We start from the raw sequence: 25591 nt of genomic DNA, 5'->3' as shown, positions 1-25591 counted from the left end.
GGGCGCCGCCCGCGCGCGCGGCGCGCGCGCGGGCGCCGCCCCCCCCGCCCCCCCCCCGGACTCGAAACCGTTTTACTGCGTACCCACTGCGGACGGAACGGGCCGATCAGGCCCGTTCCCGCAGATCAGGATCACACGTCGTAGTAGAGCTCGAACTCGTACGGGTGCGGACGCAGGTTGACCGGAGCGATCTCGCTCTCGCGCTTGATGTTGATCCACGTCTCGATGAGGTCAGGCGTGAAGACGTTGCCCTCGGTGAGGTAGTCGTGGTCCGCCTCGAGGCGATCGATGACCGTGGCCAGGCTGGTGGGGGCCTGGGGGATGTTCTTGGCCTCCTCCGGCGGGAGCTCGTAGAGGTCCTTGTCGACGGGGGCCAGCGGCTCGATCTTGTTCTTGATGCCGTCCAGGCCTGCCATCATCATGGCGGCGAAGGCCAGGTACGGGTTACCCGAGGAGTCAGGCGCGCGGAACTCGATGCGCTTGGCCTTCGGGTTGTTGCCGGTGACCGGGATACGCACGGCAGCCGAGCGGTTGCGCTGCGAGTACACCAGGTTGATGGGGGCCTCGTAGCCCGGCACCAGACGGTGGTACGAGTTCACGGTCGGGTTGGTGAACGCCAGCAGCGACGGGGCGTGGTGCAGGATGCCGCCGATGTAGTGACGCGCCAGGTCCGAGAGGCCACCGTAGCCGGCCTCGTCGTGGAACAGCGGCTTGCCGTCCTTCCACAGCGACTGGTGCACGTGCATGCCCGAGCCGTTGTCGCCGAAGAGGGGCTTCGGCATGAAGGTGACAGACTTGCCTTCCTGCCACGCGGTGTTCTTCACGATGTACTTGAACAGCTGCAGGTCGTCAGCAGCCGACAGCAGCGTGCCGAACTTGTAGTTGATCTCGGCCTGACCGGCGGTGCCGACCTCGTGGTGGCCGCGCTCGAGCTCGAAGCCCGCGTTCTGCAGGTTGGTCGAGATCTTGTCGCGCAGGTCGACGTAGTGGTCGTACGGGGCGACAGGGAAGTAGCCACCCTTGTTGCGGACCTTGTAGCCGAGGTTGCGGCTGCCGTCCGGGTTGAACTCCTTGCCGGTGTTCCACGAGCCGGAGACGGACTCGATCTCGTAGAACGAGCCGTTCATGCCGGAGCCGTAACGGACGCCGTCGAAGATGTAGAACTCGGCCTCGGCGCCGAAGAAAGCGGTGTCGGCGATACCGGTCGAACGCAGGTACTCCTCCGCCTTGCGCGCGATGTTGCGCGGGTCGCGGGAGTACGCCTCACGGGTGAACGGGTCGTGCACGAAGAAGTTCAGGTTGAGCGTCTTCGCGGCACGGAACGGGTCGATCCGCGCGGTGCTGAAGTCGGGGAGCAGGAGCATGTCCGACTCGTCGATCGACTGGAAGCCACGCACCGAGGAGCCGTCGAACGCCAGACCCTCTTCCGCCAGGTCGGCGGTGAACGCCTTGGCCGGGATCGAGAAGTGCTGCTGGACGCCGGGCAGGTCGGAGAAGCGGATATCGACGTATTCGATGTCCTCTTCCTTGATGTACTGGATGACCTCTTCGGCCGTGCTGAACGTCACTTGCTCTCCTTACGAATCGGTTCCCAGCCAGTCGCGATGCTGGCCCTTTCGAGCGACCTGCATAGCAGTCGCTACGAAGGGGTTCGTCGCGACCTGACGCTAAGGACGCGGTGTTTCCCAACAGTCAAGGCTGTGTTTCGCCAGTGTTACGCGAACCGGATGCCTGGGTGATGTCAGCCATCCGGGCGCGACCTTCAGGCTAATCCTGCCATCCGCGCGATCGCGCGCTGACGTGACCTCCATTAATGCGGTCGTGGGCGACCGATCGCGCGCCACTATCCTGGAGCCATGGCGCGTATTACCGGCACATGGCTCTCCGGATCCCCGGGCGAACCCGGCGACCCGGACATCTCCGGCTACCCCGGTGAGCTGTACGGGTTGCCTCGCGAAGGGGCAGGTTCACTCGCCCCCACCTGGCGCCGCGTCGTCGCGCTGTTCCTCGACTGGTTCATCGCGGTCGGGATCGCGGCGGTGATCACCCGCAGCTTCGTGTCCTCGTCGGTGCCGCTGCTGGTGTGGTTCGTGGTCGGTGTGGCCGCGGTGACGCTGTTCGGGTTCACCCCTGGTCAGTACTTCATGAAGCTGCGGGTAATGCGCATCGACGCACCGGTGGCAGTCGGGTTCGTGCGCGCGCTGGCCAGACAGGTGCTGCTGGTGTTCATCGTGCCCGCGCTGTTCACCGATGCCGACGGACGCGGCATGCACGACCAAGCCACCGGGACGTCGCTGGTCAACGCCCGCTGAGCCGTTGGGCCTGCTCGTGGTGGCGCGCGGCCATACGATCAGGCCGTGTCACTGAATCCGGCCTTGCTGGCCGTGCGTTTCCTGCTCGAATTGGTCGCCATCACCTCGTTCGGAGTGCTCGGCTGGCGTGCCTTCGATTCCCCCTGGCGATATCTGCTCGTCGTCGTGCTGCCGGTCGCGGCGGCGCTGCTGTGGGGAGTGTTCGCGGTCCCCGATGATCCGAGCCGCAGCGGCGGCGCTCCGGTGCCGGTGCCGGGTCCGGTGCGACTCGGCGTCGAGTTCGCGGTGCTGTTCGGCGGGGCCGCGGCGCTGTGGGGCGCGGCCCTTCCGCGGTTGGCGCTGATCTCGGCGGCCGTTCTCGTCGGCTATCACCTGCTGGCCTATGACCGGGTGCTGTGGTTGCTGACCGGCCGCTCGACCGACGCCTGAAACGCCGCGAGCCCGTCACCTGGCTGGGTGACGGGCTCGTGACGGGAGTAGGTCAGCGGCGACGGATCGCGCGCTGCATGCCTTTCATCTTCGCGCCGGGGGGCATCGGGCCCTTCGGCATCGCGGGACCACTGCGCGAACTGAGGGCCGTGAGCCTGCCCTCGATCTGGTCGATCCGCTTGACGTCGATGTTGCGCGGCAGCTTGGTGAGGTACTTCTGCAGCTCCTTGAGCGGAGTCTGGCCTTCCTCGTTGCCGACGATCACTTCGTAGATGGGGGTGTCACCGACCAGGCGGGCGGTGCGCTTCTTCTCCTGCGCGATGAGCGACTTGACCCGCTGCGGGGAACCTTCGGCAACGAAGATCACCCCGGGCAGGCCGATGACGCGGTGCACGGCGTCGAGCTGGGTGGTCGCGGCGACGCCGTTGGCGACCCGCCACTTGCCCTGGAGGTTCTCCAGTACCCACGCGGCGGCGCCCGCCTGACCCTCGGCCTTGCGGTACACGTTCTTCTGCACGCGGCGCCCGAACAGGATGAATGCCAGCAGCACACCCAGCAGCAGACCCAGCGGCAGCAGGAACCACTGCATGTCGAAGATCAGCCCGATGAGGAAGAAAACCACCGTGGTGCCGACCAGTGCGCCGATCATCAGCGGCAGCAGCGCCTTGTCTTCCTTGCGCTGCATGTTGAACGCCTGCCACAACTGCTGACGACGCTCGCGTGATGCCTGCTTACGGGCCGCTTTAGCCGCGGCCCTGGCTTCCTTCGACGGCTTGCCGCCCTTGCCTCCTGCCATGATGCCAGCTTAGATGGCGCGCCGCCGGGGCGTCTGACCGCATCACACCGCACCACGATCCCGGCGTTTCGGGCGCCTTCGGTGGGCGAAGGACCCCGCCACGGGCCACAATGACAGAGATGCGCCCGATCACCGAGAACCCCGCCCCGTCCCCCGTCACCGAGGGCGTCGACGACGAGGTCGCACGCCGACTCGCCGTCGCGTTGCAGTGCGCGACGGTGTCGACGGAGGATCCCGCGCACACCGCCGACGCGGAGTTCGCGCGCCTGGCCACCCATCTCGAGTCGTCGTTCCCACTGTTGCACGCCGAACTGACATTGACGAGCTTCGGCCACAGCAGGCTCTACCGCTGGGACGGCGTCGAACCGGGCGCGGTGTCGGCGATCCTGCTCGCCCACCAGGACGTGGTGCCGGTCGACGACGCTCAGCGCTGGACCCACCCCCCGTTCGCCGGGGTCGTCGACGACGAATTCATCTGGGGCCGTGGCGCGATCGACGACAAGAGCCGCATGCTCGCCGTCCTGGAAGCGGTCGAATCGGCAGTGGCAGCCGGAATTCGCCCACGCCACACCATGTTCCTGGCCTTCGGCCACGACGAAGAGGTCTTCGGCGACGGCGGCGCGGTCCGGATGGCCGAGCACCTGCGCGAGCAGGGAGTGCGCGCGGAGCTACTGCTCGACGAGGGCGGGGTGATCACCGAGGGCGTCGCCGACGGGGTCGACCGGCCGGTGGCCAGCATCATGCTCGGCGAGAAGGGCTATGCGACGGTACGGCTTTCGGTCACCGAGGCGGGCGGTCACTCCTCGATGCCCGGCAAGCAGACCGCGGTGGGGCGGCTGGCGCGTGCGGTCGCGCGAGTGCAGGACAATCCGATGCCGCTGCGGCTGACTCCGGTGATCAGCGACATGCTCGCCCGCATGCGGGAGTCACTGCCCGAACCACGACGCAGACTGCTCGAGCTCGCCGACTCACGCGGGCTGGCCAAACTGGCCGGGCCGCTCCTGGCCCGGATCATGGCGGCGGGCCCGACCACCGAGGCCCTCGTCCGCACCACCACCGCGCCCACGGTGATCAGCGGCGGCGTGAAGGCCAATGTGCTCCCGCAGAGCGCTGAGGCACTGGTGAATTTCCGTATCCTGCCCGGTGATTCGGTGGCGGCGGTGCTGGCGCACTGCACCCGGGTGATCCGCGATATCGGCGTGGCGATCGACCTCGTCGGACCGGCGTCGGAGCCCTCCCGGTTCAACGAGCCGGGCCCGGCGTTCGACATGGTCGCCGAGCTGGCCTCGAGTGTGGTGCCCGGGATCGTGACCACCACCGGGATCGTGCCCGGCGCCACCGATTCACGCCACTACGACGGCTTGGCCGCGACCCGCTGCAACTTCGCGCCGATCGTGTTGACCTCAGCGGATCTGGAACGGATCCACGGAACCGACGAGCGGATCTCACGACTCAACTACGCTCGGCTGATCGAGTTCAATCGGCGTCTCATCGAGCGGCTCGCCGCGGCGCCCGAAGCAGGAGGAGCGCCCCGATGACGACCGACACCGGCGAGTTCGCGGGCCACGGCGGCAAGATCGCTTGGCGCGCATGGCAACCCGAGACGGCACCGCGCGCGGTGGTGGTACTGGTGCACGGCGTCGCCGAACATTCGGGCCGCTACGAACACGTCGGCGCGGCCCTGGCCGACGCGGGCTTCGCGGTCTACGCGCTCGACCACATCGGCCACGGTCTGTCCGAGGGGCCGGCTGCCAATATCGGTTCGATGCAGGGCGCCGCCGACAATGTCGCGACGCTGCTCGATGTCGCGGGCGCCGCCCATCCCGGTGTGCCTCGATTCGTGCTCGGACATTCGATGGGCAGCCTGGCGGTCCTGCACCTGGCCACCCGCGGGCCGGTCGACGTGGCGGGCGTCATCGTGTCCGCGCCGCCCCTCGACATCCCGCTCGGCAACCCGATCCAGCGCCTCGCCGCTCCCCTGCTCACCCGGTTCGCGCCGAATCTCGGGGTATTGACCCTGGATTCGTCTACGATCAGCCGCGATCCCGAGGTGGTGCGCGCCTATGACGACGACCCGCTGGTCTTCCGCGGCAAGCTGCCCGCGCGTACCGCGGTGGAGATCCTGCAACACACCGCGCTGGTGAAACGGCGCCTCGGCGCGCTCACCGCGCCACTGCTGGTGCTGCACGGCACCGCCGACACGATCGCGTCGCCGTCGAGCGCCGATCTGCTCGAACGCGACGCGGGCTCGACCGATGTGACGGTGCTGCGCTACCCGGGGCTCTACCACGAGGTGTTCAACGAACCCGAGCGTGCGCAGGTGCTCGGCGATGTCACCGACTGGCTGTCGACCCATGTTACCGATCAGTAAGTTCTCGCGCGGGTGACCTAGTAGACTCACCACTCATGACCACGTCTTCCGGCGCCGTTGCCTTCATCCGCGCGAGCTGGCACAGCTCCATCGTCAACAAGGCGCACGAGGGCTTCCTCGCCGAATACACCGGCTTCGGGTTCGACCCCGAGGTCGTCGAGGTGTTCGACGTCCCGGGCGCCTTCGAGATCCCGCTGCACGCCCAGCGCCTGGCCCGCACCGGTCGCTACGAGGCGATCGTCGCCGCGGCCCTCGTCGTCGACGGCGGCATCTACCGCCACGACTTCGTCGCCTCCGCGGTGATCGACGGCCTGATGCGCGTGCAGCTCGACACCGATGTGCCGGTGTTCTCGGTAGTGCTCACCCCGCACCACTTCCACGAGCACAGCGAGCACGTGGACTACTACACCAACCACTTCGTGACGAAGGGAGCCGAGGCTGCCCGCGCGGTGGCGAACACCCTCAGCTCCCTGCGGTCACTGCCCGCTTCTCGCTGAGCTACTTGAACTGGCTCAGGCAGGCCTGTTCGCCGCTGAGGACGCCGGTGCGGAACGCCTCCAGGCGCTGATACCCGCTCGGCACCACCTTGCCGTTGACGTCGGCGGCCGCGAGGCCGTCGGCGAGCAGGCCGGAAACCGCCTCGTCGAGGTCACCGGCCGACAGACGCGGATCACTGCTCGGCTCACTGAGTTTCGTGGTGAGCACGCCCGTCAGGCACGCGGTGCGCAGGCCGGCGGAATCGGCACCCGACAGTGACAGCTTGCGATCCTGCTGCACCGCGAGGGCATAGCGGGACACGAACACCGCGGCGGCGTTGTAGTCGCCGGTGACGACCGCCGACAGCGGCTCCTCTTTGGTGCTCGCGCCCTCGCCTGCGCGCTTGGCCATGGCGGGGATGTCGGTGCCGATGGTGTTGGAGCCCGGGCAGTAGGAGACCGGCTCGGTGGTGGTCGTCGACGCGCAGTTGCGGGTGACACCGGCGTAGTCGAACTTCGGCGCGTTCTTCACCGGCATCGACTTGCCCAGCTGGGCGGCCAGGTTGGTCAGCGTCTCCTTGTTCACCGGCAGCTGCTCGTCGCGTTCCCCCTCTTCGAAGGTGACAGGCAGACCGGCACGACGCTTCTCGATCTCGTCCTCGTTGATGTCCTTGCAGGACTTGGCGCCCTGGGTGTAACCCATCTGCACCGCCGTGACCCGTTCGAACGCCGAACCGTGCACGGCGTCGGGATCATTGGGGTCGCGGTCACGCACGGCGACGGTCGCGCCGAGCACGCCGTTGAGCCCGTCGGTGGTGTTGAGCGTGAAGTGCTTCGAATTGCCTTCTGCCACATGGCGAAGGAACACACCGGCCAGGCAGTCGGCCTGCTGTTCCTTGACCAGCGCATCGGTGAGGAACCCGCGCAGCAGGTCGGCCTGGGACTGGATGGCGTGCCCGTACTCGTGGGCCAGCACCATCACCACCGACATCTCCTTGTACTTGTCGACCAGCAGCGGCAGCAGGACGGTGCGGTCCCAGCCGATGGTGTGGTCGAGCGGGCAGTAGGCGGCATTGACCAGCTTGTAGGTGCTGCTCTTGCAGAACTGCACCGACTCCGATTCCGGCGCTTTCGCCGACCACGAGATGTACTTCGAGGCGGGCTTGAAGTTGCCGCGGAAAGTCTTGGAATACTCGGTCTGCCAGTACTCTTCGATGTCGGCGATGGCATTGAGGGCGAGCTTGTCGATCTTGCCGTTGTCGCCGTTGTCGGCCTTCTTGTCGGTGTCGGGCACACCGGGACGCGACCCGCTGGGGCCGGTGGACGACGCCGCGCCTGCCACCTCCCATGGGTTGTCCATGACCGCCACCGCCTGGTCACTGGCGACAGTTGTCGCGCCGCAACCGGATACGAGCATGCCGATACTCACCAAAGCTGCCATGGTCGCGCCGAACCGATGTCTTCTCATGCGCTGTCCTCCCCGGAAAAAATGACGCGGACGCCTAACGGTCCGCTATCGAGCGCTCACATGTTAAACGACCACTGTCACAGGTCCATTCGGATCGTGGCCAGCACCGCGCGATGGTCGGAGCCGGGGATGGTGAGGGTGCGGATCTGTTCTGCCACCCCACCTGCGACGAGGATGTGATCGATCCCGATCACCGGACCCCACCGGCGATCGGCCGGGAAGGTGAGCAGGACACCGTCGCCGGTCTGGTCGGCGGCCGAGGCGAAGGCACCGTCGAGCAACGCCCGGTAGGCCGAATGATCGTGTGTCGCATTGAAATCCGCGCCGACGATCGCGGGTGCGCTGGTCGCGGCGAGGATCTCGTCGACCCTGCGCATCTCCGCCGACCAGGCGGCGAAGTCGATATTCGGCGGGATCGGATGGAACGCGAACACCGGCATCGGGCCACGCTGCGGATGGTCCATCGTCGCGGAGATATTGCTCATGATGAAACCGTCGTATTTCTTGGTGTCGCGCAACGGGTATCGGCTGTAGATGCCGGTGCCGCCACCGCCCGACTGGGCGGGTTCCAGATAGGAGTACGGCAGACGCTCTTCCAGCCCTGCCCCGCGCAAACCCTCGATCGAGTCGACGGTCAATTCCTCGACGGTGAGGATGTCGACGTTGTTGTCACGCACCGCACCGACCACGGCGGCCGGGTCGGCCTGGCCGAAGAGGATATTCGACTGCAGCACCACCAGTTCCGGCCCTTCGGCGGCCCTGGCCTCCGGGATATAGGACGGCACCACCAACCACGCGGCACCGGCCAGCACCAGTACCGCCGCCCCCGAGCTGCGCCATCCCCGCGCGAGGAGCATCAGCACCAGCCCCACGACCGCGCCGAGCATCAACCACATCGCCCCCGACGCCAGCAACACCATCGACTTCTGACTCCAGTCCACGACGTGCAACACGATCCCGACCACCGCCGCGGCCACCGCGCCCCACCCCAGGACGAGCAACGCTCGTTCCACCCATTTACGCATCATGCGGCCACCCTAAGCGGCCCCGCTTTCTGATCCCTTGTGAGTGTCTTGAAGAGTGGTGGCCGTGTATATCGAAGAATTCGCCGCCGCGGGACCGCTCACCGAGCAGGCAGTCGAGGAGCTGATGACCGTCGCGAACAAATACACCTCGGCGATCACCCTGACCGTCGGCGAGCGCACCGTGCAGTTGCCGGTTCTCCCGGTCTGCTGGGACGAGCTGCCCGTGCGCGCGGGCACCTCGATCACCGTCGAAGCCGATCGCGGTTACCGGCCGACCGGCCTCGAGGACCGCACCGCGCTGACCGACTTCGTCACGACGTTCCAGCGCGCGACCGGCGAGCGCTAGAGCGGCAGACCTGCCTCGATCCAGTTGTAGGCCTGGATCTTCCGCGACTCGGGGTCGTTGACCACCTGGTTGATGAGGTCGTTGATCTGATCGGTGGACAGCGGGTAGCCGTAGTGCTCGGCCGCGCCCGCCGACGCCCACAGGGATGCGAAGAGACCGGGGCCGCCGAGAATGTGGGACAGGGCGGTGGCGACCTCGTCGACGGTCTCGAGGACGCCGTGCACGAGGGCGATCGCGATGTCCTCGTCGCCGGGGGGCATGCCGGGGGCCAGCGCACCGGATTCGACGGCGCGCTGGGCCAGCCAGGCACGCGGGACCAGGGGGCTCGGTCCGATGGCGTCGCCGAGGTAGTAGCGCCATTCGCCGGGGTTGCCCTGGTCGAAAGCGTGGATGTAGAAGGTGCGGGTGAGCGCCCACAGGGCGATGTAGCGCAGGGCGAGCTGTTCGGGGCCGAGCAGCGCGTCGGGGCCGTCGGTGCGGTCGTGCTCGAGCTGGTTCCAGGCGAAGCGGAACCAGACCTGTTCGGAATTGCCGACCCAGGTGGCGGGCAGACGGTCGGCGAGTGCGGCCAGGTCTCCGGCCGGGCCGTCGACGCCGGTGTCTCCGGAGGCCTCCACGCGCAGGTTGTCGACGTAGCCGCGCAGGGCGTCGACGGAGGTGAACACCGCGTAGCCCAGCTGGGCGAAGCGGGTGAGGTCGGCATTGGACGGTTCGAGCACGAGGACCACCGGCATGCCGACACCCGGCTGCAAGCCCTCGGGCCAAAAGGCTTCGGCGACAGCGAGTTCGCGGCCGGTGACCGGGTCGGAGACCTCACTGTCGAGCAGCGGGAAGCCGAAGCCGTCGGCGACGAGGTCGTCGACCAGTGCGTTGACCTGGTCCACCGCGGGATCGCCGACGGTCACCCCGGCGACACCCACCGTCAGCAGGGTGGGGCGGTGCAGCTTGCCGGTGCGCAGCTTCTCGAGGAAGGCATCGGCCGAGGCGGAGAGCATTTTGCGGCGTGCCCGCAGGAACTCGCGATAGTTCTCCACCCGCCACAGCGCCGGGTCGGTCGGAATCCACTGTGAGGCGAGCACGCCCGGGTTGCGGCGCTCCACCTCGGCGAAGTAGTCGGCGGGCTCGCGCTCGCCGAGCTCGGCCTCCGAACCGGGGCTGAGGAAGCAGAAGTTGGCGATCGCGTTGATCTCGTTGCGTTCGTAACCGGCGTCGCGCAGCAGGGTTTTCGGGAACAGATAGTGCACCTGCACCGGCGTGCGCTCGCCGAACTGCTCGATGCCCAGTTCCGAGCCGGTGCCGAGATCGCGCGAACCGTCGACGCGGGTGAGCAGATACAGCAGCGGATAGAACCGGGAGCCGCGGGTGGCGCCGGCGAAATCGTCGGCGCACAGGTCGAGCGAGCCGCCGCGCAGCCGTTCCAGTGAGCCGATCAGCGCGTTGATGCCGCCGCGTTCGAGGGTGTCGTAGTCCTGTTGCAGGAAGGTCTCGGTGGAGCCGCTGAACCGGCCCCACAGTGCCGAATGCACGTACCAGTACAGTGCCCGGTCGCGGTGCAGATCGTCGTCGAACCGGCCGCCGTTGAGGAACAGCAGCCGGGTGATCACCGGAATCGCGTAGCGGCCCATCAGGACTCGGTCGTGATCGAGACCGAGCCTGCCCGCCACGGTATCGAGGAAGGTGTCGACCTGTTCGGTGGTGTCGACCAGCGCCTTCTCGAACTCCGCGGGCTCCAGATCGCCGAGCGCGTCGAAATGCGCGCGCCCGTTGCCGACCGCGATCACATTGCGCAGCAACCAGTCCAGAGTGAAGGTGTAGCCGTCTTTGTCCCAGCGGATCAGGTGATCGCGCAGGTTGCCTCTGGCCTGGGGCCACTGCGCGCACAGGGTGGCCAGCGCGAGGTCGCCCTTGGACAGTTTGGTGCCGCCGGAGTTGACCCGGTTGAAGATGTCGACCACCTCGTCGACCGTGCGATCCGACCCGGTGATGGTCTCGACATTGAACTCGCGGTTGGTGACCTCGCGAACCTTGTTCAGCCGATCGAGATAGAGGGCAAGGGTTTCCGGCGACTCGTCGGGGAACCTGGACAGATAGTGCATCGGGCCCTGGGCGAACAGTTCGGTGATGTCGATCCACGCGGGCGCGGTATCGCGACCCGGCACCTGGAATTCGAAAAGCTCACGCTCGACATCGAAATGCAGGCCGGTGAACGCGATCTCGTCGCCCTCGAAGAACGACGGCGCCGTCCCGCGCACGATCCCGTAGAGCGTGGTGATGCGCTGCTGCCCGTCGAGCAGCAACTGCCGCAGCCCCGAGCCGGTCGTCGACCCGCGCACCGCGATCTCCTCGGACCCGGTCTCCCACACCAGCAACCCACCGACCGGATACCCGAGATACAGCGACCGCATGAGCCCACGCACCTGGTCGCGGTTCCAGACGTAGCCACGCTGGAATTCGGGCAGCAACACAGCACCGGAGTCGATCTGGTCGAGCAGGGTGGACAGACGTGTCACGGCAGCCTTTCGATCGAGATCCGGTGGCGGACAAGCGCCCCATCGTTGCACGAATCGTACCGACACATCCCGACATGCCAGCGGCCGAACGGAACTGGTGTGCCTACCCTGTCCCGGCCACGGCGGCACGGAAGGCGTCCGAGGCATAGAACGGAGCCAGCCTGCGGCGTAGCACGGTGTCGAGATAACCACGCTCGTCGAGTGTTTCGAGGACCGGCGGGCCGAAACGCAGCGCCTCTTCGATCATGTCCGCGCGCCCTACGCCCAGCTCAGCCAGCAATTCGGCAAGGGGGGTGTCGCCGTATTTGTCGAAGACGTGATCGACGCCCTCGTCGAGCAGGGCATGGAAATAGTCGGTATCGCGGAAGGTGCGCCAGAATTCGAAGACGAGCACGACGATGTCTTCGACATCGTTGGCCGAGACCAGATCACGGAACGAGCCGACCGTGTCGCCGGTGTGTTTGCGCCAGGTCTCGCGGGCGCTGTCGAGCAGTACCTCGTCGGCGTCACTGCTGTTGCCGCGCAACACGAATCGCGCGCCGGTGCGGGTAAGCCTGCCGACACCGCTCTCGATCACGGGCATCGCGGGTTCGGCCAACCGCGACAGCGCGCCGCGCAACGTGCGGGCCAGCCCTCCCCCGTCTGGGTGCAAGCCGTCGTCGACCGCGGTGACCACCGCGCGCTGGACCGCCTCGACGCACGCGTCGACGGTCACCGGGCTGTTGAGCACCAGCCGCACCAGACGGTGGGTGAGGTCGAGATCGGCGACGGCGTCGACCAGCTCGTCGAAGCGGCGGTTGTCGACGAGCTCGCCCACCTCGATCTCGTCGTTGGCGCGATGGTTGTACAGACGGGTGGCGATCTCACCGACGAGTTCGGGAATCGCCCCTTCGACCGGAACCTGCACGGCGAACTTGTGCGCGACCGCCTTGATCTGCTCGCGGGTGACCGCTTCGGCGAGGGTCAGCACCGCGGCCTCGTCGAGCGCGCCGTCGACCTCCTCGGTGACGAACTCGAGGAACCCGGCGGGCTCGCGCAACTGCTGCTTGGTGAACGCCACATGCGCGTCGAGGACTCGCATGGCCAGGTCTACGTGCCCGCCGCGCCCCTCGTTCATCTCACCCATACCGCTCACAGTGACACAGTCCGCGACGCGATGTGAAAAGGGAGCACAGATGGGATTGCCGGCCGAGACGACACGCCGGTTTCCCACGCCAAACTCCGCCCAGACAGCGGTGCGACAAACTGCTAGGCGCGGTTTGCTGGCGAGTATGGCATACTGGGTTGCTGAGACTGGGCTGATCGCAAGTGATCGCCATGGCTCACCTACGGAAAAGACTTTTAAAACATGACTCAAGGCACCGTCAAGTGGTTCAACGGCGAAAAGGGCTTCGGCTTCATCGCCCAAGACGGAGGCGGCCCCGACGTCTTCGTTCACTACTCGGCTATCGGCGGCTCGGGCTTCAAGTCCCTCGAAGAGGGACAGCGGGTGGAGTTCGAGGTCGGCCAGGGCCAGAAGGGCCCGCAGGCCCAGGACGTCCGCGCCATCTGATTTCGGCGTGAACTGAAAATGCCCCGCACCAGTGGTGCGGGGCTTTTTCATGTCCGGACTATCCCCCGAACACGCGCTCGACGACCGCCTTAGCGCGCCGGGTGACGCGCATGTAGGTGTCGAGGAATTCGCTGCCGTCGTCGTTGGGCCAGCCCGCTACCCGGGCGACCGCCGACAGCAGTTTCCCCGGTCCGGGGAGCTGGTCGGTCGGTTTTCCCTTGACCAGAACGAGGGCGTTGCGGGCGGCGGTGGCGGCGATCCACGATTCACGCAGCAGCGCCACGTCCTCGGGTTCGAGGATGCCTTCGGCCTCGATCACGTCGAGCGACTGCAGGGTCGAGGTGTTGTGCAGCGCGGGGACCTCGTGCGCATGGCGCAACTGCAGCAGCTGGACGGTCCATTCGATATCGGCCAGACCGCCGCGACCCAGTTTGGTGTGGGTGGACGGGTTGGCGCCGCGCGGGAGGCGTTCGGAGTCGACGCGGGCCTTGATCCGGCGGATCTCGCGGACCGATTCCTCCGAGACCCCACCGGTCGGGTAGCGGATCGGGTCGATGACGTGCAGGAAGCGCACGCCGAGATCCTGATCGCCCGCCACCTGGTGCGCGCGCAGCAGCGCCTGCACCTCCCACGGCTGGGCCCATTGCGCGTAGTAGGCCTGATAGGCGGCCAGCGTGCGAACCAGGGGCCCGTTACGGCCCTCGGGGCGCAGACCCGCGTCCACCTGCAACGGTGGGTCGACACTCGGCGCGCCGAGCAGTCGCTGGACTTTCTCGGCGATCCCGTTGGCCCACTTCACGGCGGTGGCCTCGTCCTCGCCGGGGCGCGGATCGCAGACGAACAGCACGTCGGCGTCGGAGCCGTAGCCCAGTTCCATCCCGCCGAGCCTGCCCATGCCGATCACCGCGAAGTCAGCGGGCGCCGGTCCACCGCGTTCGGCCTCCGAGGCGCGGATGACCGCGCACAGTGCCGCCTCGAGCACCGCGACCCAGACCGACGACAGCGCCGCGCACACCTGCGGGACGTCGAGCATGCCGAGTACATCGGCCGAGGCGACCCGGGCGAGTTCGTGGCGGCGCAGTGAACGTGCCGCCGCGACAGCACGTTTCGGGTCGTCGTAGCGGGCGGCCGCGGTCTGCATGCCGCGGGCGACGTCTTCGGGGTTGGTGCTGAGCAGCTGCGGGCCACCGGGTCCGTCGGCGTACATGCGGATGGTGTCGGGCGCGTTGATCAGCAGGTCGGGCAGGTACTCCGAGGAGCCGAGCACGATCATCAGGCGCTGGGCGATCGCGCCCTCGTCACGCAGTTCGCGCAGGAACCAGATCTGGTCGTCGAGACCCTCCGACACCCGCCGGTACGCGAGCAGGCCCGCGTCGGGATTCGGTGTGTCACCGAGCCATTCGAGTAGCGTCGGCAGCAGCAGTGCCTGGATGCGGCCCTTGCGCGAGACGCCGCCGGTGAGTGCTTTGAGGTGGCCGAGCGCATTGGCCGGTGCGCCGTAGCCGAGGGCGGCGAGCTGGCGGACGGCGGCGTCGGGGCTCAGGCGCAGCGCGTCGGAGTCCATCCGGGCCACCGCGTCCAGCAGCGGGCGGTAGAACAGTTTCGCGTGCAGGCGCCGCACCCGCACGGCATTGCGGCGGATGTCGGTGTCGAGCACGCCCACCGCGTCCTGGCGGCCGTCGGGACGAATGTGGGCGGCGCGGGCCAGCCAGCGCATGCCCTCCTCGTCGTCGGCGGCGGGCAGGGTGTGGGTGCGCTTGAGCCGCTGCAATTGCAGGCGGTGTTCGAGCAGGCGCAGGAATTCGTAGGAGGCGGTGAGGTTGGCGGCGTCCTCGCGGCCGACATAGCCGCGCGCGGCCAGGGCGGCCAGCGCCTCGACGGTGTTGGTGACATGCAGCGCCTCGTCGACCCGGCCGTGCACCAATTGCAAGAGCTGCACCGCGAATTCGACATCGCGCAGGCTGCCGGCACCGAGTTTGAGTTCGCGCTCGCGCAGGTCGGCGGGGACCAGGTCCTCGACCCGGCGGCGCATGGCCTGGACGTCGGCCACGAAATCGGGGCGTTCCGACGCGGTCCAGACCATCGGCATCAGCGCGTCGCGATACTGCCGTCCGAGCTCCAGATCGCCGGTCATCGGCCGGTTCTTCAACAGCGCCTGGAACTCCCAGGTGCGCGCCCACCGCTTGTAGTAGGCGAGGTGCGAGTCGAGGGTGCGCACCAGGGCGCCCGCCTTACCCTCGGGGCGCAGTGCGGCGTCGACCTCGAAGAAGGCCGAGCCGGCGACACTCATCATCTCCGCGGCCAGCCGGGTCGCGGTCGCGTCGGCGGGTTCGGCGACGAACACCACGTCGACATCGCTGACGTAATTCAGTTCTCGCGCACCACATTTGCCCATCGCGATCACCGCGAGGCGCACCGGCACCGGGCCGTTCTTGCACACCCTGGCCACCGCGACCGACAGGGCCGCGGTGAGCGCGGCATCGGCCAGATCCGACAGATGCCTGCCGACCACCAGATACGGCGGGACCGGTTCGTTCTCGACCGTGGAGGCGAGGTCGACCGCGGCAAGCAGCATCAGCTGATCGCGATACCTGCTGCGTAGCAACGCGACCGCCTCCGGACCGGCGATACCGGCACGGAACAGCATCGACCCCGCGTCGGGTCCGGTCTCCGGTTCCGCGTCGACGGCGTCGACGGCGTCGAGCAGATCGGCGATCAGCTCGTCACGGCCGGGAAGTTCGTTCCGGCGCAGCACTTTCCACGAGGCCGGGACAGCGACGAGATGGTCGCCGAACGCCGTCGACGACCCGAGCAAGCCGAACAGCCTGCCGCGCAACGTGGTGTCGGAACGGATCGCCGAATCCAGTTCCGGCCATTCGTCTTCGAGAGATTCGCGCAGCCGCACGAGGGTGGACAAGGCGAGATCGGCATCGGGCGAACGCGACAGTGCCCAGAGCACGGGCACCCCGTCGACATTGTCCCAGCCGAGCTGGCGCAGCGAAGCCGCCGCCGTCGGTTCGAGTAAACCGAGCCGGCCGACGCCGGGTACAGCGGAGCGGGCAGTCGGTGGCCGGACCATAGCCCCAAGTTACAGGGTCGGCCACCGACTGTGTCACCTCACAAGCTCAGGTATTCCTTGAGCTCCCACGGGGTGACCTGCGAGCGGTAGTCGGCCCATTCGCGGCGCTTGTTGCGCAGGAAGAAGTCGAAGACGTGTTCACCGAGGGTTTCGGCGACCAGCTCCGAGCGCTCCATCGCCTGCAGGGCCTCGTCGAGGGTGCCGGGCAGGGTGCGGAAGCCCATGGCGCGGCGTTCGGCGTCGGTCAGCGACCACACGTCGTCTTCGGCCTCGGGCGGCAGGTCGTAGCCCTTCTCGATACCGCGCAGACCGGCGGCAAGCAGCACCGCGAAGGTCAGGTACGGGTTGCAGGCCGAGTCAGGGCTGCGGATCTCGACGCGCCGCGAGGACGACTTGTTCGGGGTGTACATCGGCACCCGCACCAGCGCCGACCGGTTGGACCGGCCCCAGGACGCCGCGGTCGGAGCTTCGCCGCCGTGGATCAGGCGCTTGTAGGAGTTGACCCACTGGTTGGTGATCGCGCTGATCTCGGGGGCGTGCTCGAGGATGCCCGCGATGAACGAGCGCGCGGTGCCGGAGAGGTTGTTCGGATCGTCGGGATCGGCGAACGCGTTGTTCTCGCCCTCGAACAGGCTCATGTGGGTGTGCATGGCCGAGCCGGGGTACTGGGAGAACGGCTTGGGCATGAACGTCGCGCGCACGCCCTCGTCGATCGCGACCTCTTTGATCAGGTAGCGGAAGGTCATCACGTTGTCGGCCATCGAGAGCGCGTCGGCGTAGCGCAGGTCGATCTCCTGCTGGCCGGGAGCGCCCTCGTGGTGGCTGAACTCGACCGAGATGCCCATCGATTCGAGCGAGTCGATGGCGTGGCGGCGGAAGTTCGGTGCCGAATCGTGCACGGCCTGGTCGAAGAAGCCGCCGTTGTCGGCCGGGGTCGGCTCGTAGCCGTCCTTGAGCTGGTTCTTCAGCAGGAAGAACTCGATTTCTGGGTGCACGTAGCAGCTGAAGCCCGCGTCGGCGGCCTTGTTCAGCTGACGGCGCAGCACGTGGCGCGGGTCGGCCCAGGACGGCGAACCGTCGGGCATGGTGATGTCGCAGAACATCCGCGCCGAGTGCTGGTGGCCCTTGGAACTGGCCCAGGGCAGCACCTGGAAAGTCGACGGATCGGGCCGGGCGACCATGTCCGCTTCGGACACGCGCGCGAAGCCTTCGATGGCCGAGCCGTCGAAGCCGATGCCCTCCTCGAAAGCGCCTTCGAGCTCGGCGGGAGCGATGGCCACGGACTTGAGGTAGCCCAGCACATCGGTGAACCAGAGACGGACGAAACGGATATCCCGCTCTTCGAGCGTCCGCAGCACGAATTCCTTCTGGCGATCCATACCGGCGAGCGTAAGCACCCGGCGTTAAATCCGTGTTACATACGCAGACGGGTTTGCGATCGCGTCACATCGTTCGCACATCTCACCGGCCACGACGGGGCGCGGTGAGCCGAATGTGGCTCTCAGCATGTGAGACCTGGAGCGGGCGTGGCGAGATCGACGAGGTAGCTGATCACCGCGGCGTCGAGGCACTGATCGCCCGCGACGAGAGCGGCGGTGTGCCGATTGCCACGGAAGGTGATCAGGTCGGCGCCCAGCTGCGCGGCCAGGTCGACACCCGCCTGATACGGCGTGGCCGGGTCGTCGGTGGTGGAGACGACGACGGTGGGCGGCAGTCCGGGAGCCGAGACACGATGCGGGGTGCTGGTGTTGGGCACCGGCCAGGCGGCGCACAGTTCCAGCGGGGCGGCTCCGGTGCCCCTGCCGTCATCGAGGAACGGGGCGGCCTTGCGGTATTCGGTGTCCTGACGGCCGGTCACCGCGGGATCGGTGATGCGGGGATCGTCGACGCAGCGGATCGCGTTGAAGGCATCCTGGGTGTTGGCGTAGGTGCCGTCCTGGCGGCGGCCGTCGTACATATCGGCCAGTTGCAGCAGGGTGTCGCCGTTTCCACCGCGCAATTCGGACAGGCCCTGGGTGAGGATCTGCCACAGGTCGTCGCTGTAGAGGGCCTGCTGGACGCCGGTGATCGCGTCGTTGTAACTGAGACCGCGCGGGTCGGCGGTCGCGGCCGGGGTCTGCTCGAGTGGGCCGACCAGCTCGCGGAACCGGGTCACGGCCTGAGCCGGGTCGGTGCCGAGCGGGCAGTCGGCGTTCTTCGCGCAGTCGGTGGCGTAGGCGTTGAACACGCCTTGGAAGCCCGCTGCTTGACGCAACGATTCCTGGACCGGGTCCTGCGAGGAGTCGACGGCTCCGTCGAGGACGAGAGCGCGCACGTTCTGCGGGTATTTCTCCGCGTAGGCCGAGCCGAGGCGGGTGCCGTAGGAGTAGCCGAGATAGCTCAGCTTCGCGTCACCCAGGACCGCCCGCATGACATCCATATCCTGGATCACCTCGCGAGTGCCGACATGTCCGAGCAGGTCGACACCCGAGCGCTCGGCGCAGCGGTCGGCGTATTCACGGTTTTCGGCCTCGGCGTCGGCGATGCCTGCCGGGGTGTTGTCGGTGGGCGGCTCGGCGCGTTCGGCGTCGGCCTGCTGTGGGGTCAGGCAGACGATCGCGGGCAGCGACGAGCCGACACCGCGCGGATCGAACCCGACCCGATCGAACTTCTCCGCCAGTTCGGTGCGGTTGCCGACGGTGATCATCGACAGGCCGGAGACGCCGGGTCCACCCGGGTTCATCAGCAGCGAGCCGACCTTCTCGCCGGTGGCCGGGATCCGCGAGAGCGCGATCTGGGCGGTCGGGCCGTCCGGGCGCGCGTAATCGATCGGCACGGTGATCCGCGCGCACTCGGTTTTGGGCGGCAGCCGGTCCTCCGGGCTGCCGTAGCCCTCGCACGAACCCCAGCTGATCTGCTGGTCGTAGAAGGTGTTCAGGCCCGGCGGTGGCGGGGGTAGTTCGGCGCGCGGTGCGCTCTCCTCACCGATGCCGCAGCCGGTGACGATCAACGCAGAGACAGCGCCGAGGAGCACGACGAGCCGGCCTCGCTGCACAGTTGGCCCACCTTTCCGCGCCCTGCGGCGCACACCATGCGCCCGAACGGGCTCGCATCACGGTAGCCGAATCGCCTGATGTGACCGATCACACCGGCGCCGGGCCTTAAACCCGTGCGGGCGCGGGTGGCACACTGGGATGGTCAGAAAAGCCCGGGGACCCGGTATGGGCCTCGAGGAACCAGACGAAAGGGACGATGATGTCCGTATCCGATGAGCAGAGTCCTGCCTACGGTGCCACTCCCGTCGAAGCCAAACCACGCCGCAAGACCCGCGTCCAGCATCTACAGCAGATGAAGGTCGACGGCGAGCGCTGGTCGATGCTGACGGCCTACGACTACTCGTCCGCGCGACTGTTCGAGGAAGCCGGTATCCCCGTGCTCCTGGTCGGCGACTCCGCCGCCAATGTCGTCTACGGCTACGACACCACCGTGCCGATCACCGTCGACGAGCTCATCCCGCTCGTGCGCGGTGTCGTCCGCGGCGCACCGCACGCGCTGGTGGTCGCCGACCTGCCGTTCGGGACCTACGAGTCCTCGCCGCAGCAGGCCCTCGCGACCGCCATCCGCTTCATGAAGGAGGGCGGAGCGCACGCGGTGAAGCTCGAGGGCGGCGAACGGGTCGCCGAGCAGATCGCGCTGATCACCTCCGCGGGCATCCCCGTGATGGCCCACATCGGGTTCACTCCGCAGAGCGTGAACACCCTCGGCGGTTTCCGGGTCCAGGGCCGTGGCGACGGTGCCGAGCAGCTGGTCGCCGACGCGATCGCCGTGCAGGAAGCCGGTGCCTTCTCGGTGGTCATGGAAATGGTCCCCGCCGAGATCGCGGGCCAGGTCACCCGCAAGCTGACCATCCCCACCATCGGCATCGGCGCCGGTGCCGACTGCGACGCCCAGGTGCTGGTCTGGCAGGACATGGCCGGCTACACCAGCGGCAAGACCGCCAAGTTCGTCAAGCGCTTCGGCAACGTCGGTGACGAGCTGCGCACCGCCGCGGCCACTTACGCCGCCGAAGTCCGCCAGGGCACCTTCCCCGGCCCCGAACACAGCTTCTGAGATCGACCCGTGCGGCCGCTCCCGCGAGGGGGCGGCCGTTGCGTGCGAAAGGTGCATGTCCGCGGCTGATGGCAGACTCGAAGATGACAGTCTTCGACTAGCAGAGGTACCGATGCCGCAACGCCGTTGGATTTCTCGTTCTGTGCTGATCACGGCGGGTGTACTCACCGTCGCGGGGCTGACCGCGTGTGGAGGCGCGCCGCCTGCTTCGACCGGCAGCGCGGGCACCAGCACCTCGGCCGCTGCGACTACCACCGCTCCGGCCGGGACTCTGACGATCAGCCCCTCCTCCGCCGCGCAACTGTGCGACATGATCCGGCCCGAGCTGTCGAACTTCCGGGTGCAGGGGCCGACGCTCGGGCGGATCTCGCTCAACGCCATGGTGCACGATTGGGGCTTTCGCAACGGTGGCATCAACGGGCACGTGCTCGCCGACAAGGCGATGATCGACCGGGTGACCACCGACAGCTGCCCCGAGGTTCGGACCGAGGCGCTCACCGCCCTCGAATTGCCCTCCCTCGCCGCGGGATTGGCGTTCTGATGCGCACCCTCTACCCCGAGATCGAACCGTTCGAGCAGGGACTGCTCGAAGTCGGCGACGGCCAGTCGGTGTACTGGGAGGTCAGCGGCAATCCCGACGGCAAGCCGGTGGTGTTCGTGCACGGCGGGCCCGGTGGTGGCACCGGGCCACTACAGCGGCGCTTCTTCGACCCGGCCGTGTACAAGATCGTGCTGTTCGATCAGCGCGGCTGCGGAAAGTCCATGCCGCACATCGCCGATGGGGCACCGCTGGACACCAACACCACGCCGAACCTGATCGCCGACATGGAGTCGCTGCGCGCGCACCTCGGGCTCGAGCGCTGGCAGGTGTTCGGCGGCTCGTGGGGGTCGACCCTGGGCCTGGCTTATGCGCAGGCGCACCCGGAGCGGGTGACCGAACTGGTGTTGCGTGGCATCTTCTTGTTGCGGCGCAAGGAAATCGACTGGTACTACAACGGTGCCGCGGGCACTGTCTACCCTGCCGAGTGGGCGAAATTCCTGGCGCCGGTGCCCGCCGAGGAACGCGATGACGACCTCGTCGAGGTGTATCACCGGCTGCTGCACTCCCCCGATCCGCAGGTCGCACTCGATGCCGCGGTCGCTTGGTCGACGTGGGAAGGTGCGACGAGTTCGCTGCTCCCGCAACCGGATCGGGTCGCCGAAACCGCCGAGGCACGCTTCGCCCTCGCCTTCGCCCGGATCGAAAACCACTACTTTCGCCACGGCGGATTCCTGGACGAGGGACAGTTGCTGGCAGACATAGATCGGATCGCCGACATCCCCGGCGTGATCGTGCAGGGCCGCCACGACATCGTGTGCCCCGCGGTGAGCGCATGGGATCTGCACAATGCGTGGCCGTCCTCGACCCTGCACATCGTCGAGGACGCCGGACACACCGCGCACGAGCCCGGCATCACCCACCACCTGGTGGAGGCGACCGACACGTTCGGAAAGCGAGGCTGACACCATGGCGATCGAGGCCGGAAAAGCCGTCGTCGCGGCACTACGCGAGGACATCGACCGGCTTTTCGCCGCCGAGCCCGACGTTCGCGCCGATGCCTACGATTCGGTGCACCAGATGCGGGTGGCCACGCGCAGGCTGCGCAGCGTCCTGCGCTCCTACCGCACGCTGTTCGACGCCGACGAGTCCGCCGCCACCGAAGCGGAGCTGAAGTGGCTGGCCGACCTGCTGGGTGTGGCCCGCGACGCCGAGGTCCGCGCCGAACGGTTCACCGACCTGCTGTCGGGCTACGACACGGTCCCGACCGAGGTCACCGATTCCCTGGTCGGCGCGTCCCGCAAGGCCTACACCGATGCCCACGCGGAGGTGCTGAGCGCACTCGATGACAAGCGCTACCGCCGCCTGCGCAAAGTCCTGAAAACCTGGCGCACCGATCCCCCACTCGCCCCGGAACTCGCCCGCGACAACGCGACCGCTGTCTTCGGCCGAGTCCTGCGCCGCGACCGCAAACGCCTGCGCAAGCTGGTCTTCGCCGAACCCACCGCCACCCCCGCCGATCGCGTGGAACTGCTCCACGACATCCGCAAGGGCGCCAAGCGTTTACGGTATTCCTGCGAAGCCGCGACCACCGTCCTCGGCCCCGACGCCGCCGACCTCGGCACCCGCGCCAAACGCCTGCAATCCGTCCTCGGCGACCACCGAGACGCCGTCGAATCCCGCGAAGCGATCCTGGTCGTGGGCGCGGCCACGCACGGCCCCGCGGCCACCGTCTACGAACTACTGGCCGACACCGAAGAAGCAGCCGCGGGCCGCGCGATAGCCCACTACCCCGCGGCCGCCGCCTTTATCTCCGCGAACTGATGGTCCCCAACGATCAACGCGCCCTGTCGTATTCGAACCCGATAGTCCGAGTTACCGGATCAGCGACAGCCAACCGTACGTCGACCGTCTTACCTTCCGGCGGCTTCCCCTCACACCGCGCGAGGATCGGCGGTTCGCTGACGAAGATCTCGGCGGGCCGAGAACCGTTGGCTTCACGCAGAACCACCGCGGTGAACTCGGTGCCGACTCGAGGTGCGAGGACAGTGGCCTCGGTCAGATCGACGCACGCACGATCCACCTTGTTGGCCACCGCATCAGTGCGCCGCATCGTCTCGGCGGCGCTCTTCAACCCGTCCACCACCCACTGGGGCACCTCGGCCCCCGCACTGTAGGCCAGGCAGATCTCGGTGGTGAACCGGTCGGCCAACCGCCGCAGCGGTGCCGTCACGTGCGCGTACGGCGCCCCGATCGCGCTGTGCGTCAACTGCTCCGGTGACGGATCGTCGAGTTCGGCGAGCAGCGTGTAGCTCGCCCCACGCAACAGCCCGGTCGCTTCCGACATCAACACCAGCGCCGCGGGCGTATTCGCGTCGAGTCCGGCGAGCATCCGCCCCACAGGTACCTCGGCGGGCCACTCGACCCCCAGTGCCGCTGCCGTACGCCGCATCGATTCGATCGCGCTGCCCGGCGGCGGAGGCATCGTCCGGAGCAAGCCGATTCCCTTGTGCTCCACCATGATTCGCGCCGCGCACATTCCGGTGAGCAGCGAGACCTGCTCGTTCCAGTCGTCGGCGTCGGTCCTCGGCTCCAGTTGCAGGCGCCAGCCGTCACCGTCGGAGACCACTTCCTGCGCCGGCAACCGCAGCGAGATGGCACCCTGTTCGAACCCCGCCTCGATCCGCAGCCGCCCGAATTCGGGCAGCGCGATCAAGGACGGATGCAGCGTCGCGTCGTCGGCAGCGGCTTGCACCTGCGCGTAGTCGAAGCGCTCCCGAGAGCGCACCAACGCGCGCGTCACCGAGAAGCTCAGCGGTACCGCATCGTTGTCGAGTTCGATGGTCCACAACGCGGCGGGCCGGTCGACACCGGGCAGCAGACTCGCGGTGCCCTCGGACAGCACCGTCGGATGCAGCGGAACATTGCCGTCGGGCAGATAGAAAGTTTGCCCGCGCACTTCGGCCTCAGCGGCGAGCGCGCTGCCGGGCACGATCACCGCACCGAGATCCGCGATCGCGTAGTGCAGGGTGAAACCGGTGGGGGTGCGTTCGATATGCAGCGCCTGGTCCAGATCCAGCGCGCTGGGCGGGTCGATGGTCACGAACTCGATATCGGTCCGATCGACCCGGGTGCCCGCGAACGCGTCTACCGCGTCGCGGGCCTCGGAGACGGCCTCGGACGGATATTCCGAGGCCAATCCGAATTCGGAACGGATGGCGCCGAAGTCGACCGGCGCCGAGACGATCCGCTGATGGAGCTGGAGACCAGTGGTCCGACCCCGATCCTGCGAACTACTCGTCCTGTGTTCGAAGTCCATCTTCGCAGAGTAGCGAGTCCTACTTCAGAGCGAGCATGGTGCCGTTGAGCTGATCGAGCGGGCCGTACACCGTGAAAGTGACCCGGCCGTTGGGGACGGCCGAGGACACGGTCGCGGCCGCGTCGAGTGCCTGACCGAACGAGGCCGCCGACGGATGCGGCAGACCGGCCACGGTGAGGCCGAATCGGGACTGGTGCACCCAGGCTGTATCAGCCGGGCTGAGGTCGACCTGGACCCCGCCTGCGAGCGGGGTCACCGCGACCGCGCTCGCTGAACCGGCGGCAAGCGTTGCGAAAACCGCAGCGGCTCCGGCGATCAGTGCACCGGCGACAATGGAACGAACTACCCGCATGTAAATGTGACCTGCTTCCGCGATCGAATGTGTTGGGCCCGAGGAAGTGGCAGCGAGCCCTGCCGACGGCGATCACTCTATGACCTCGCTCACGTTCCCGGCGAGTTCCCGCGCAATTTCGCCGTCTCGACACACGAACGCCGCGACATTGCGGGCAATTGTTACTGTGGCGGCGGCGCACTCGGCAGCTGCCGGGTTGTGCGGCACTCACGTCGATAAATGGGAGTTTGCGAACGTATGTCGTGGCTGATTTTCGATTACCTGTCGCCGATCCTCGGACCGGACGCGGCCAGCTATTGGGCGCACCTACTGGCGATTAACCCGGGGTAGCTCACCGCTTCGATCCAGAACATGTCGCTTCCCGTTAACCACAGGGGAAGCGGCGTGTTTCCTGGACCGCTAGCATCCCGCTCCGTGAGTAGAACTACCGCCGCCATCGCGGCCAGCGCCACCGTCTTCGCCCTGCTTCTGGCCGGCTGCAGCGACGACTCTTCCTCCGCCGGTTCCCCCGCCCCCTCCACCACCCCCGCGCCTACCTTCCAGGTCGAAGCAAGCAAGGCGGGCATGTTCGTGGTGAGCTACCGCAATGCCTTCCCCAAGCTGGCGCAGGGGCGTGACGACGCCGCCGTAGCCGCGGTGCTGAACCATTCCTGCTCCGAGATCAAGGCGGGCAAGTCCGAGGCCGACACCATCGCCACGATCATCAAGGCGGCCAAGAACGGCGACACCGCCGCGACCACCGAAGAGGCCACGGCTGTCTACCAGATGTCCAAGCTGATGTGCTGAGCCCTCTGCGGCGAAGCGAGGCGGGGGGGGGGCGGGGGGCGCCCCCCCCCCCGCGGGGGGGGGGGGGGGGGGCGCGCGGGCCCCGCGGGGGCGGAGCCCCGGGGCCCGCGCGGGCGGCGGCCCCACCCGGGTCCCCCGGCGTG

Annotated in this window: 23 protein-coding genes; 12 read left to right on the top strand and 11 right to left on the bottom strand. The window is 67.7% G+C overall.

Going from position 1 to position 25591, the window contains the following annotated elements:
• Positions 1-131: 131 nt before the first annotated feature.
• Positions 132-1568 carry a type I glutamate--ammonia ligase gene (glnA, locus tag ACFWPX_RS14445; RefSeq protein ID WP_378919328.1) on the bottom strand — a complete coding sequence of 479 codons (1437 nt, stop codon included), beginning with the start codon at positions 1566-1568 and terminating at the stop codon, positions 132-134.
• 288 nt (positions 1569-1856) lie between these two features.
• On the opposite strand from glnA (ACFWPX_RS14445), the gene ACFWPX_RS14440 reads away from it, so the two are divergent.
• Both ACFWPX_RS14440 and ACFWPX_RS14435 read left to right on the top strand, forming a co-directional pair.
• On the top strand, positions 1857-2312 hold the full coding sequence (locus ACFWPX_RS14440; protein ID WP_378919326.1) for an RDD family protein: 456 nt from the start codon (positions 1857-1859) through the stop codon (positions 2310-2312).
• Between the two features lie 45 nt (positions 2313-2357).
• Positions 2358-2741, top strand: a complete 384-nt coding sequence (locus tag ACFWPX_RS14435) for a YrdB family protein (RefSeq protein ID WP_378919324.1) — start codon at positions 2358-2360, stop codon at positions 2739-2741.
• A 52-nt stretch (positions 2742-2793) separates the two neighbouring features.
• On the opposite strand, the gene ACFWPX_RS14430 is transcribed toward ACFWPX_RS14435, so the two are convergent.
• Entirely contained in the window at positions 2794-3537 is a 744-nt protein-coding gene (locus ACFWPX_RS14430) for a DUF4191 domain-containing protein (protein WP_378919322.1), read from the bottom strand.
• Positions 3538-3656: 119 nt separating this feature from the next.
• Here ACFWPX_RS14430 and ACFWPX_RS14425 point away from each other — a divergent pair, with 119 nt between their 5' ends.
• The 3 genes from ACFWPX_RS14425 to ACFWPX_RS14415 are packed head-to-tail and all read left to right on the top strand — an operon-like array spanning position 3657 to position 6405.
• Positions 3657-5075, top strand: a complete 1419-nt coding sequence (locus tag ACFWPX_RS14425) for a M20/M25/M40 family metallo-hydrolase (protein WP_378927793.1) — start codon at positions 3657-3659, stop codon at positions 5073-5075.
• Complete coding sequence (locus ACFWPX_RS14420) at positions 5072-5908, top strand: alpha/beta hydrolase (RefSeq protein WP_378927792.1); 837 nt, start codon at positions 5072-5074, stop codon at positions 5906-5908. Before ACFWPX_RS14425 ends, ACFWPX_RS14420 begins: the two co-directional genes overlap by 4 nt.
• 35 nt (positions 5909-5943) lie before the next feature.
• A complete protein-coding gene (locus ACFWPX_RS14415) occupies positions 5944-6405 on the top strand; it encodes a 6,7-dimethyl-8-ribityllumazine synthase (protein ID WP_378919316.1) in 462 nt (153 codons plus the stop codon).
• A gap of 1 nt (position 6406) precedes the next feature.
• Here the strand turns inward: ACFWPX_RS14415 and ACFWPX_RS14410 are convergent, their stop codons facing one another.
• Together ACFWPX_RS14410 and ACFWPX_RS14405 are read right to left on the bottom strand one after the other, a co-directional pair.
• Positions 6407-7852: a metallopeptidase gene (locus tag ACFWPX_RS14410; RefSeq protein WP_378927791.1), complete on the bottom strand. Its 1446-nt coding sequence runs from the start codon at positions 7850-7852 to the stop codon at positions 6407-6409.
• A 77-nt stretch (positions 7853-7929) separates the two neighbouring features.
• Positions 7930-8880 carry an endonuclease/exonuclease/phosphatase family protein gene (locus tag ACFWPX_RS14405; RefSeq protein WP_378927790.1) on the bottom strand — a complete coding sequence of 317 codons (951 nt, stop codon included), beginning with the start codon at positions 8878-8880 and terminating at the stop codon, positions 7930-7932.
• Positions 8881-8941: 61 nt separating this feature from the next.
• On the opposite strand from ACFWPX_RS14405, the gene ACFWPX_RS14400 reads away from it, so the two are divergent.
• A complete protein-coding gene (locus ACFWPX_RS14400) occupies positions 8942-9223 on the top strand; it encodes a hypothetical protein (protein ID WP_378927789.1) in 282 nt (93 codons plus the stop codon).
• Here ACFWPX_RS14400 and ACFWPX_RS14395 read toward each other — a convergent pair.
• On the bottom strand, positions 9220-11733 hold the full coding sequence (locus ACFWPX_RS14395; protein ID WP_378919309.1) for a DUF262 domain-containing protein: 2514 nt from the start codon (positions 11731-11733) through the stop codon (positions 9220-9222). The two genes, ACFWPX_RS14400 and ACFWPX_RS14395, sit on opposite strands and share 4 nt — an antisense overlap.
• A 103-nt stretch (positions 11734-11836) precedes the next feature.
• The gene (locus ACFWPX_RS14390; protein WP_378927788.1) at positions 11837-12859 is read right to left on the bottom strand and encodes a hypothetical protein; all 1023 of its coding nucleotides are present in this window, start codon (positions 12857-12859) and stop codon (positions 11837-11839) included.
• A gap of 222 nt (positions 12860-13081) precedes the next feature.
• Here ACFWPX_RS14390 and ACFWPX_RS14385 point away from each other — a divergent pair, with 222 nt between their 5' ends.
• A complete protein-coding gene (locus ACFWPX_RS14385; protein WP_056821080.1) occupies positions 13082-13285 on the top strand; it encodes a cold-shock protein in 204 nt (67 codons plus the stop codon).
• 58 nt (positions 13286-13343) lie between these two features.
• On the opposite strand, the gene ACFWPX_RS14380 is transcribed toward ACFWPX_RS14385, so the two are convergent.
• The 3 genes from ACFWPX_RS14380 to ACFWPX_RS14370 form a co-directional block, all read right to left on the bottom strand.
• Complete coding sequence (locus tag ACFWPX_RS14380) at positions 13344-16364, bottom strand: bifunctional [glutamine synthetase] adenylyltransferase/[glutamine synthetase]-adenylyl-L-tyrosine phosphorylase (RefSeq protein ID WP_378927787.1); 3021 nt, start codon at positions 16362-16364, stop codon at positions 13344-13346.
• 38 nt (positions 16365-16402) lie between these two features.
• Positions 16403-17743: a type I glutamate--ammonia ligase gene (gene glnA, locus ACFWPX_RS14375; RefSeq protein WP_378919303.1), complete on the bottom strand. Its 1341-nt coding sequence runs from the start codon at positions 17741-17743 to the stop codon at positions 16403-16405.
• A 122-nt stretch (positions 17744-17865) separates the two neighbouring features.
• Positions 17866-19398: an alpha/beta hydrolase gene (locus tag ACFWPX_RS14370; protein WP_378927786.1), complete on the bottom strand. Its 1533-nt coding sequence runs from the start codon at positions 19396-19398 to the stop codon at positions 17866-17868.
• 200 nt (positions 19399-19598) lie between these two features.
• On the opposite strand from ACFWPX_RS14370, the gene panB reads away from it, so the two are divergent.
• The 4 genes from panB (at position 19599) to ACFWPX_RS14350 (ending at position 22815) form a co-directional block, all read left to right on the top strand.
• Positions 19599-20453, top strand: a complete 855-nt coding sequence (gene panB, locus ACFWPX_RS14365; RefSeq protein ID WP_378927785.1) for a 3-methyl-2-oxobutanoate hydroxymethyltransferase — start codon at positions 19599-19601, stop codon at positions 20451-20453.
• 142 nt (positions 20454-20595) lie between these two features.
• Positions 20596-20994 (top strand): hypothetical protein, encoded by a 399-nt coding sequence (locus ACFWPX_RS14360; RefSeq protein WP_378919298.1) that lies wholly within the window; start codon positions 20596-20598, stop codon positions 20992-20994.
• Positions 20994-21956 carry a prolyl aminopeptidase gene (pip, locus tag ACFWPX_RS14355; protein ID WP_378927784.1) on the top strand — a complete coding sequence of 321 codons (963 nt, stop codon included), beginning with the start codon at positions 20994-20996 and terminating at the stop codon, positions 21954-21956. The genes ACFWPX_RS14360 and pip overlap by 1 nt, the downstream gene beginning before the upstream one ends.
• A gap of 4 nt (positions 21957-21960) precedes the next feature.
• Positions 21961-22815, top strand: coding sequence for a CHAD domain-containing protein (locus ACFWPX_RS14350; RefSeq protein WP_378927783.1), 855 nt, complete (start codon positions 21961-21963; stop codon positions 22813-22815).
• Positions 22816-22828: 13 nt separating this feature from the next.
• Here the strand turns inward: ACFWPX_RS14350 and ACFWPX_RS14345 are convergent, their stop codons facing one another.
• Positions 22829-24310 carry an RNB domain-containing ribonuclease gene (locus ACFWPX_RS14345; RefSeq protein WP_378927782.1) on the bottom strand — a complete coding sequence of 494 codons (1482 nt, stop codon included), beginning with the start codon at positions 24308-24310 and terminating at the stop codon, positions 22829-22831.
• A 19-nt stretch (positions 24311-24329) separates the two neighbouring features.
• Entirely contained in the window at positions 24330-24662 is a 333-nt protein-coding gene (locus tag ACFWPX_RS14340) for a hypothetical protein (protein ID WP_378919284.1), read from the bottom strand.
• Between the two features lie 414 nt (positions 24663-25076).
• On the opposite strand from ACFWPX_RS14340, the gene ACFWPX_RS14335 reads away from it, so the two are divergent.
• A complete protein-coding gene (locus tag ACFWPX_RS14335; RefSeq protein ID WP_378927781.1) occupies positions 25077-25448 on the top strand; it encodes a hypothetical protein in 372 nt (123 codons plus the stop codon).
• Positions 25449-25591 lie beyond the last annotated feature (143 nt).

Origin of the sequence: Nocardia sp. NPDC058518 (assembly GCF_042719655.1) — a bacterium.
Classification (GTDB): Bacteria; Actinomycetota; Actinomycetes; order Mycobacteriales; family Mycobacteriaceae; genus Nocardia.
Note: the sequence above shows the minus strand (reverse complement) of the source record. Positions and strands in the feature narration are given on the sequence as shown.

What these genes read in the sequence shown, in the direction of transcription:
- ACFWPX_RS14440 (WP_378919326.1), top strand. Translation starts at nt 1,857, where the DNA reads ATGGCGCGTATTACCGGCACATGGCTCTCCGGATCCCCGGGCGAACCC.
- ACFWPX_RS14430 (WP_378919322.1), bottom strand. Translation starts at nt 3,537, where the DNA reads ATGGCAGGAGGCAAGGGCGGCAAGCCGTCGAAGGAAGCCAGGGCCGCG.
- ACFWPX_RS14425 (WP_378927793.1), top strand. Translation starts at nt 3,657, where the DNA reads ATGCGCCCGATCACCGAGAACCCCGCCCCGTCCCCCGTCACCGAGGGC.
- ACFWPX_RS14420 (WP_378927792.1), top strand. Translation starts at nt 5,072, where the DNA reads ATGACGACCGACACCGGCGAGTTCGCGGGCCACGGCGGCAAGATCGCT.
- ACFWPX_RS14415 (WP_378919316.1), top strand. Translation starts at nt 5,944, where the DNA reads ATGACCACGTCTTCCGGCGCCGTTGCCTTCATCCGCGCGAGCTGGCAC.
- ACFWPX_RS14410 (WP_378927791.1), bottom strand. Translation starts at nt 7,852, where the DNA reads ATGAGAAGACATCGGTTCGGCGCGACCATGGCAGCTTTGGTGAGTATC.
- ACFWPX_RS14405 (WP_378927790.1), bottom strand. Translation starts at nt 8,880, where the DNA reads ATGATGCGTAAATGGGTGGAACGAGCGTTGCTCGTCCTGGGGTGGGGC.
- ACFWPX_RS14390 (WP_378927788.1), bottom strand. Translation starts at nt 12,859, where the DNA reads ATGGGTGAGATGAACGAGGGGCGCGGCGGGCACGTAGACCTGGCCATG.
- ACFWPX_RS14385 (WP_056821080.1), top strand. Translation starts at nt 13,082, where the DNA reads ATGACTCAAGGCACCGTCAAGTGGTTCAACGGCGAAAAGGGCTTCGGC.
- ACFWPX_RS14380 (WP_378927787.1), bottom strand. Translation starts at nt 16,364, where the DNA reads ATGGTCCGGCCACCGACTGCCCGCTCCGCTGTACCCGGCGTCGGCCGG.
- glnA (WP_378919303.1), bottom strand. Translation starts at nt 17,743, where the DNA reads ATGGATCGCCAGAAGGAATTCGTGCTGCGGACGCTCGAAGAGCGGGAT.
- panB (WP_378927785.1), top strand. Translation starts at nt 19,599, where the DNA reads ATGTCCGTATCCGATGAGCAGAGTCCTGCCTACGGTGCCACTCCCGTC.
- pip (WP_378927784.1), top strand. Translation starts at nt 20,994, where the DNA reads ATGCGCACCCTCTACCCCGAGATCGAACCGTTCGAGCAGGGACTGCTC.
- ACFWPX_RS14350 (WP_378927783.1), top strand. Translation starts at nt 21,961, where the DNA reads ATGGCGATCGAGGCCGGAAAAGCCGTCGTCGCGGCACTACGCGAGGAC.
- ACFWPX_RS14345 (WP_378927782.1), bottom strand. Translation starts at nt 24,310, where the DNA reads ATGGACTTCGAACACAGGACGAGTAGTTCGCAGGATCGGGGTCGGACC.
- ACFWPX_RS14340 (WP_378919284.1), bottom strand. Translation starts at nt 24,662, where the DNA reads ATGCGGGTAGTTCGTTCCATTGTCGCCGGTGCACTGATCGCCGGAGCC.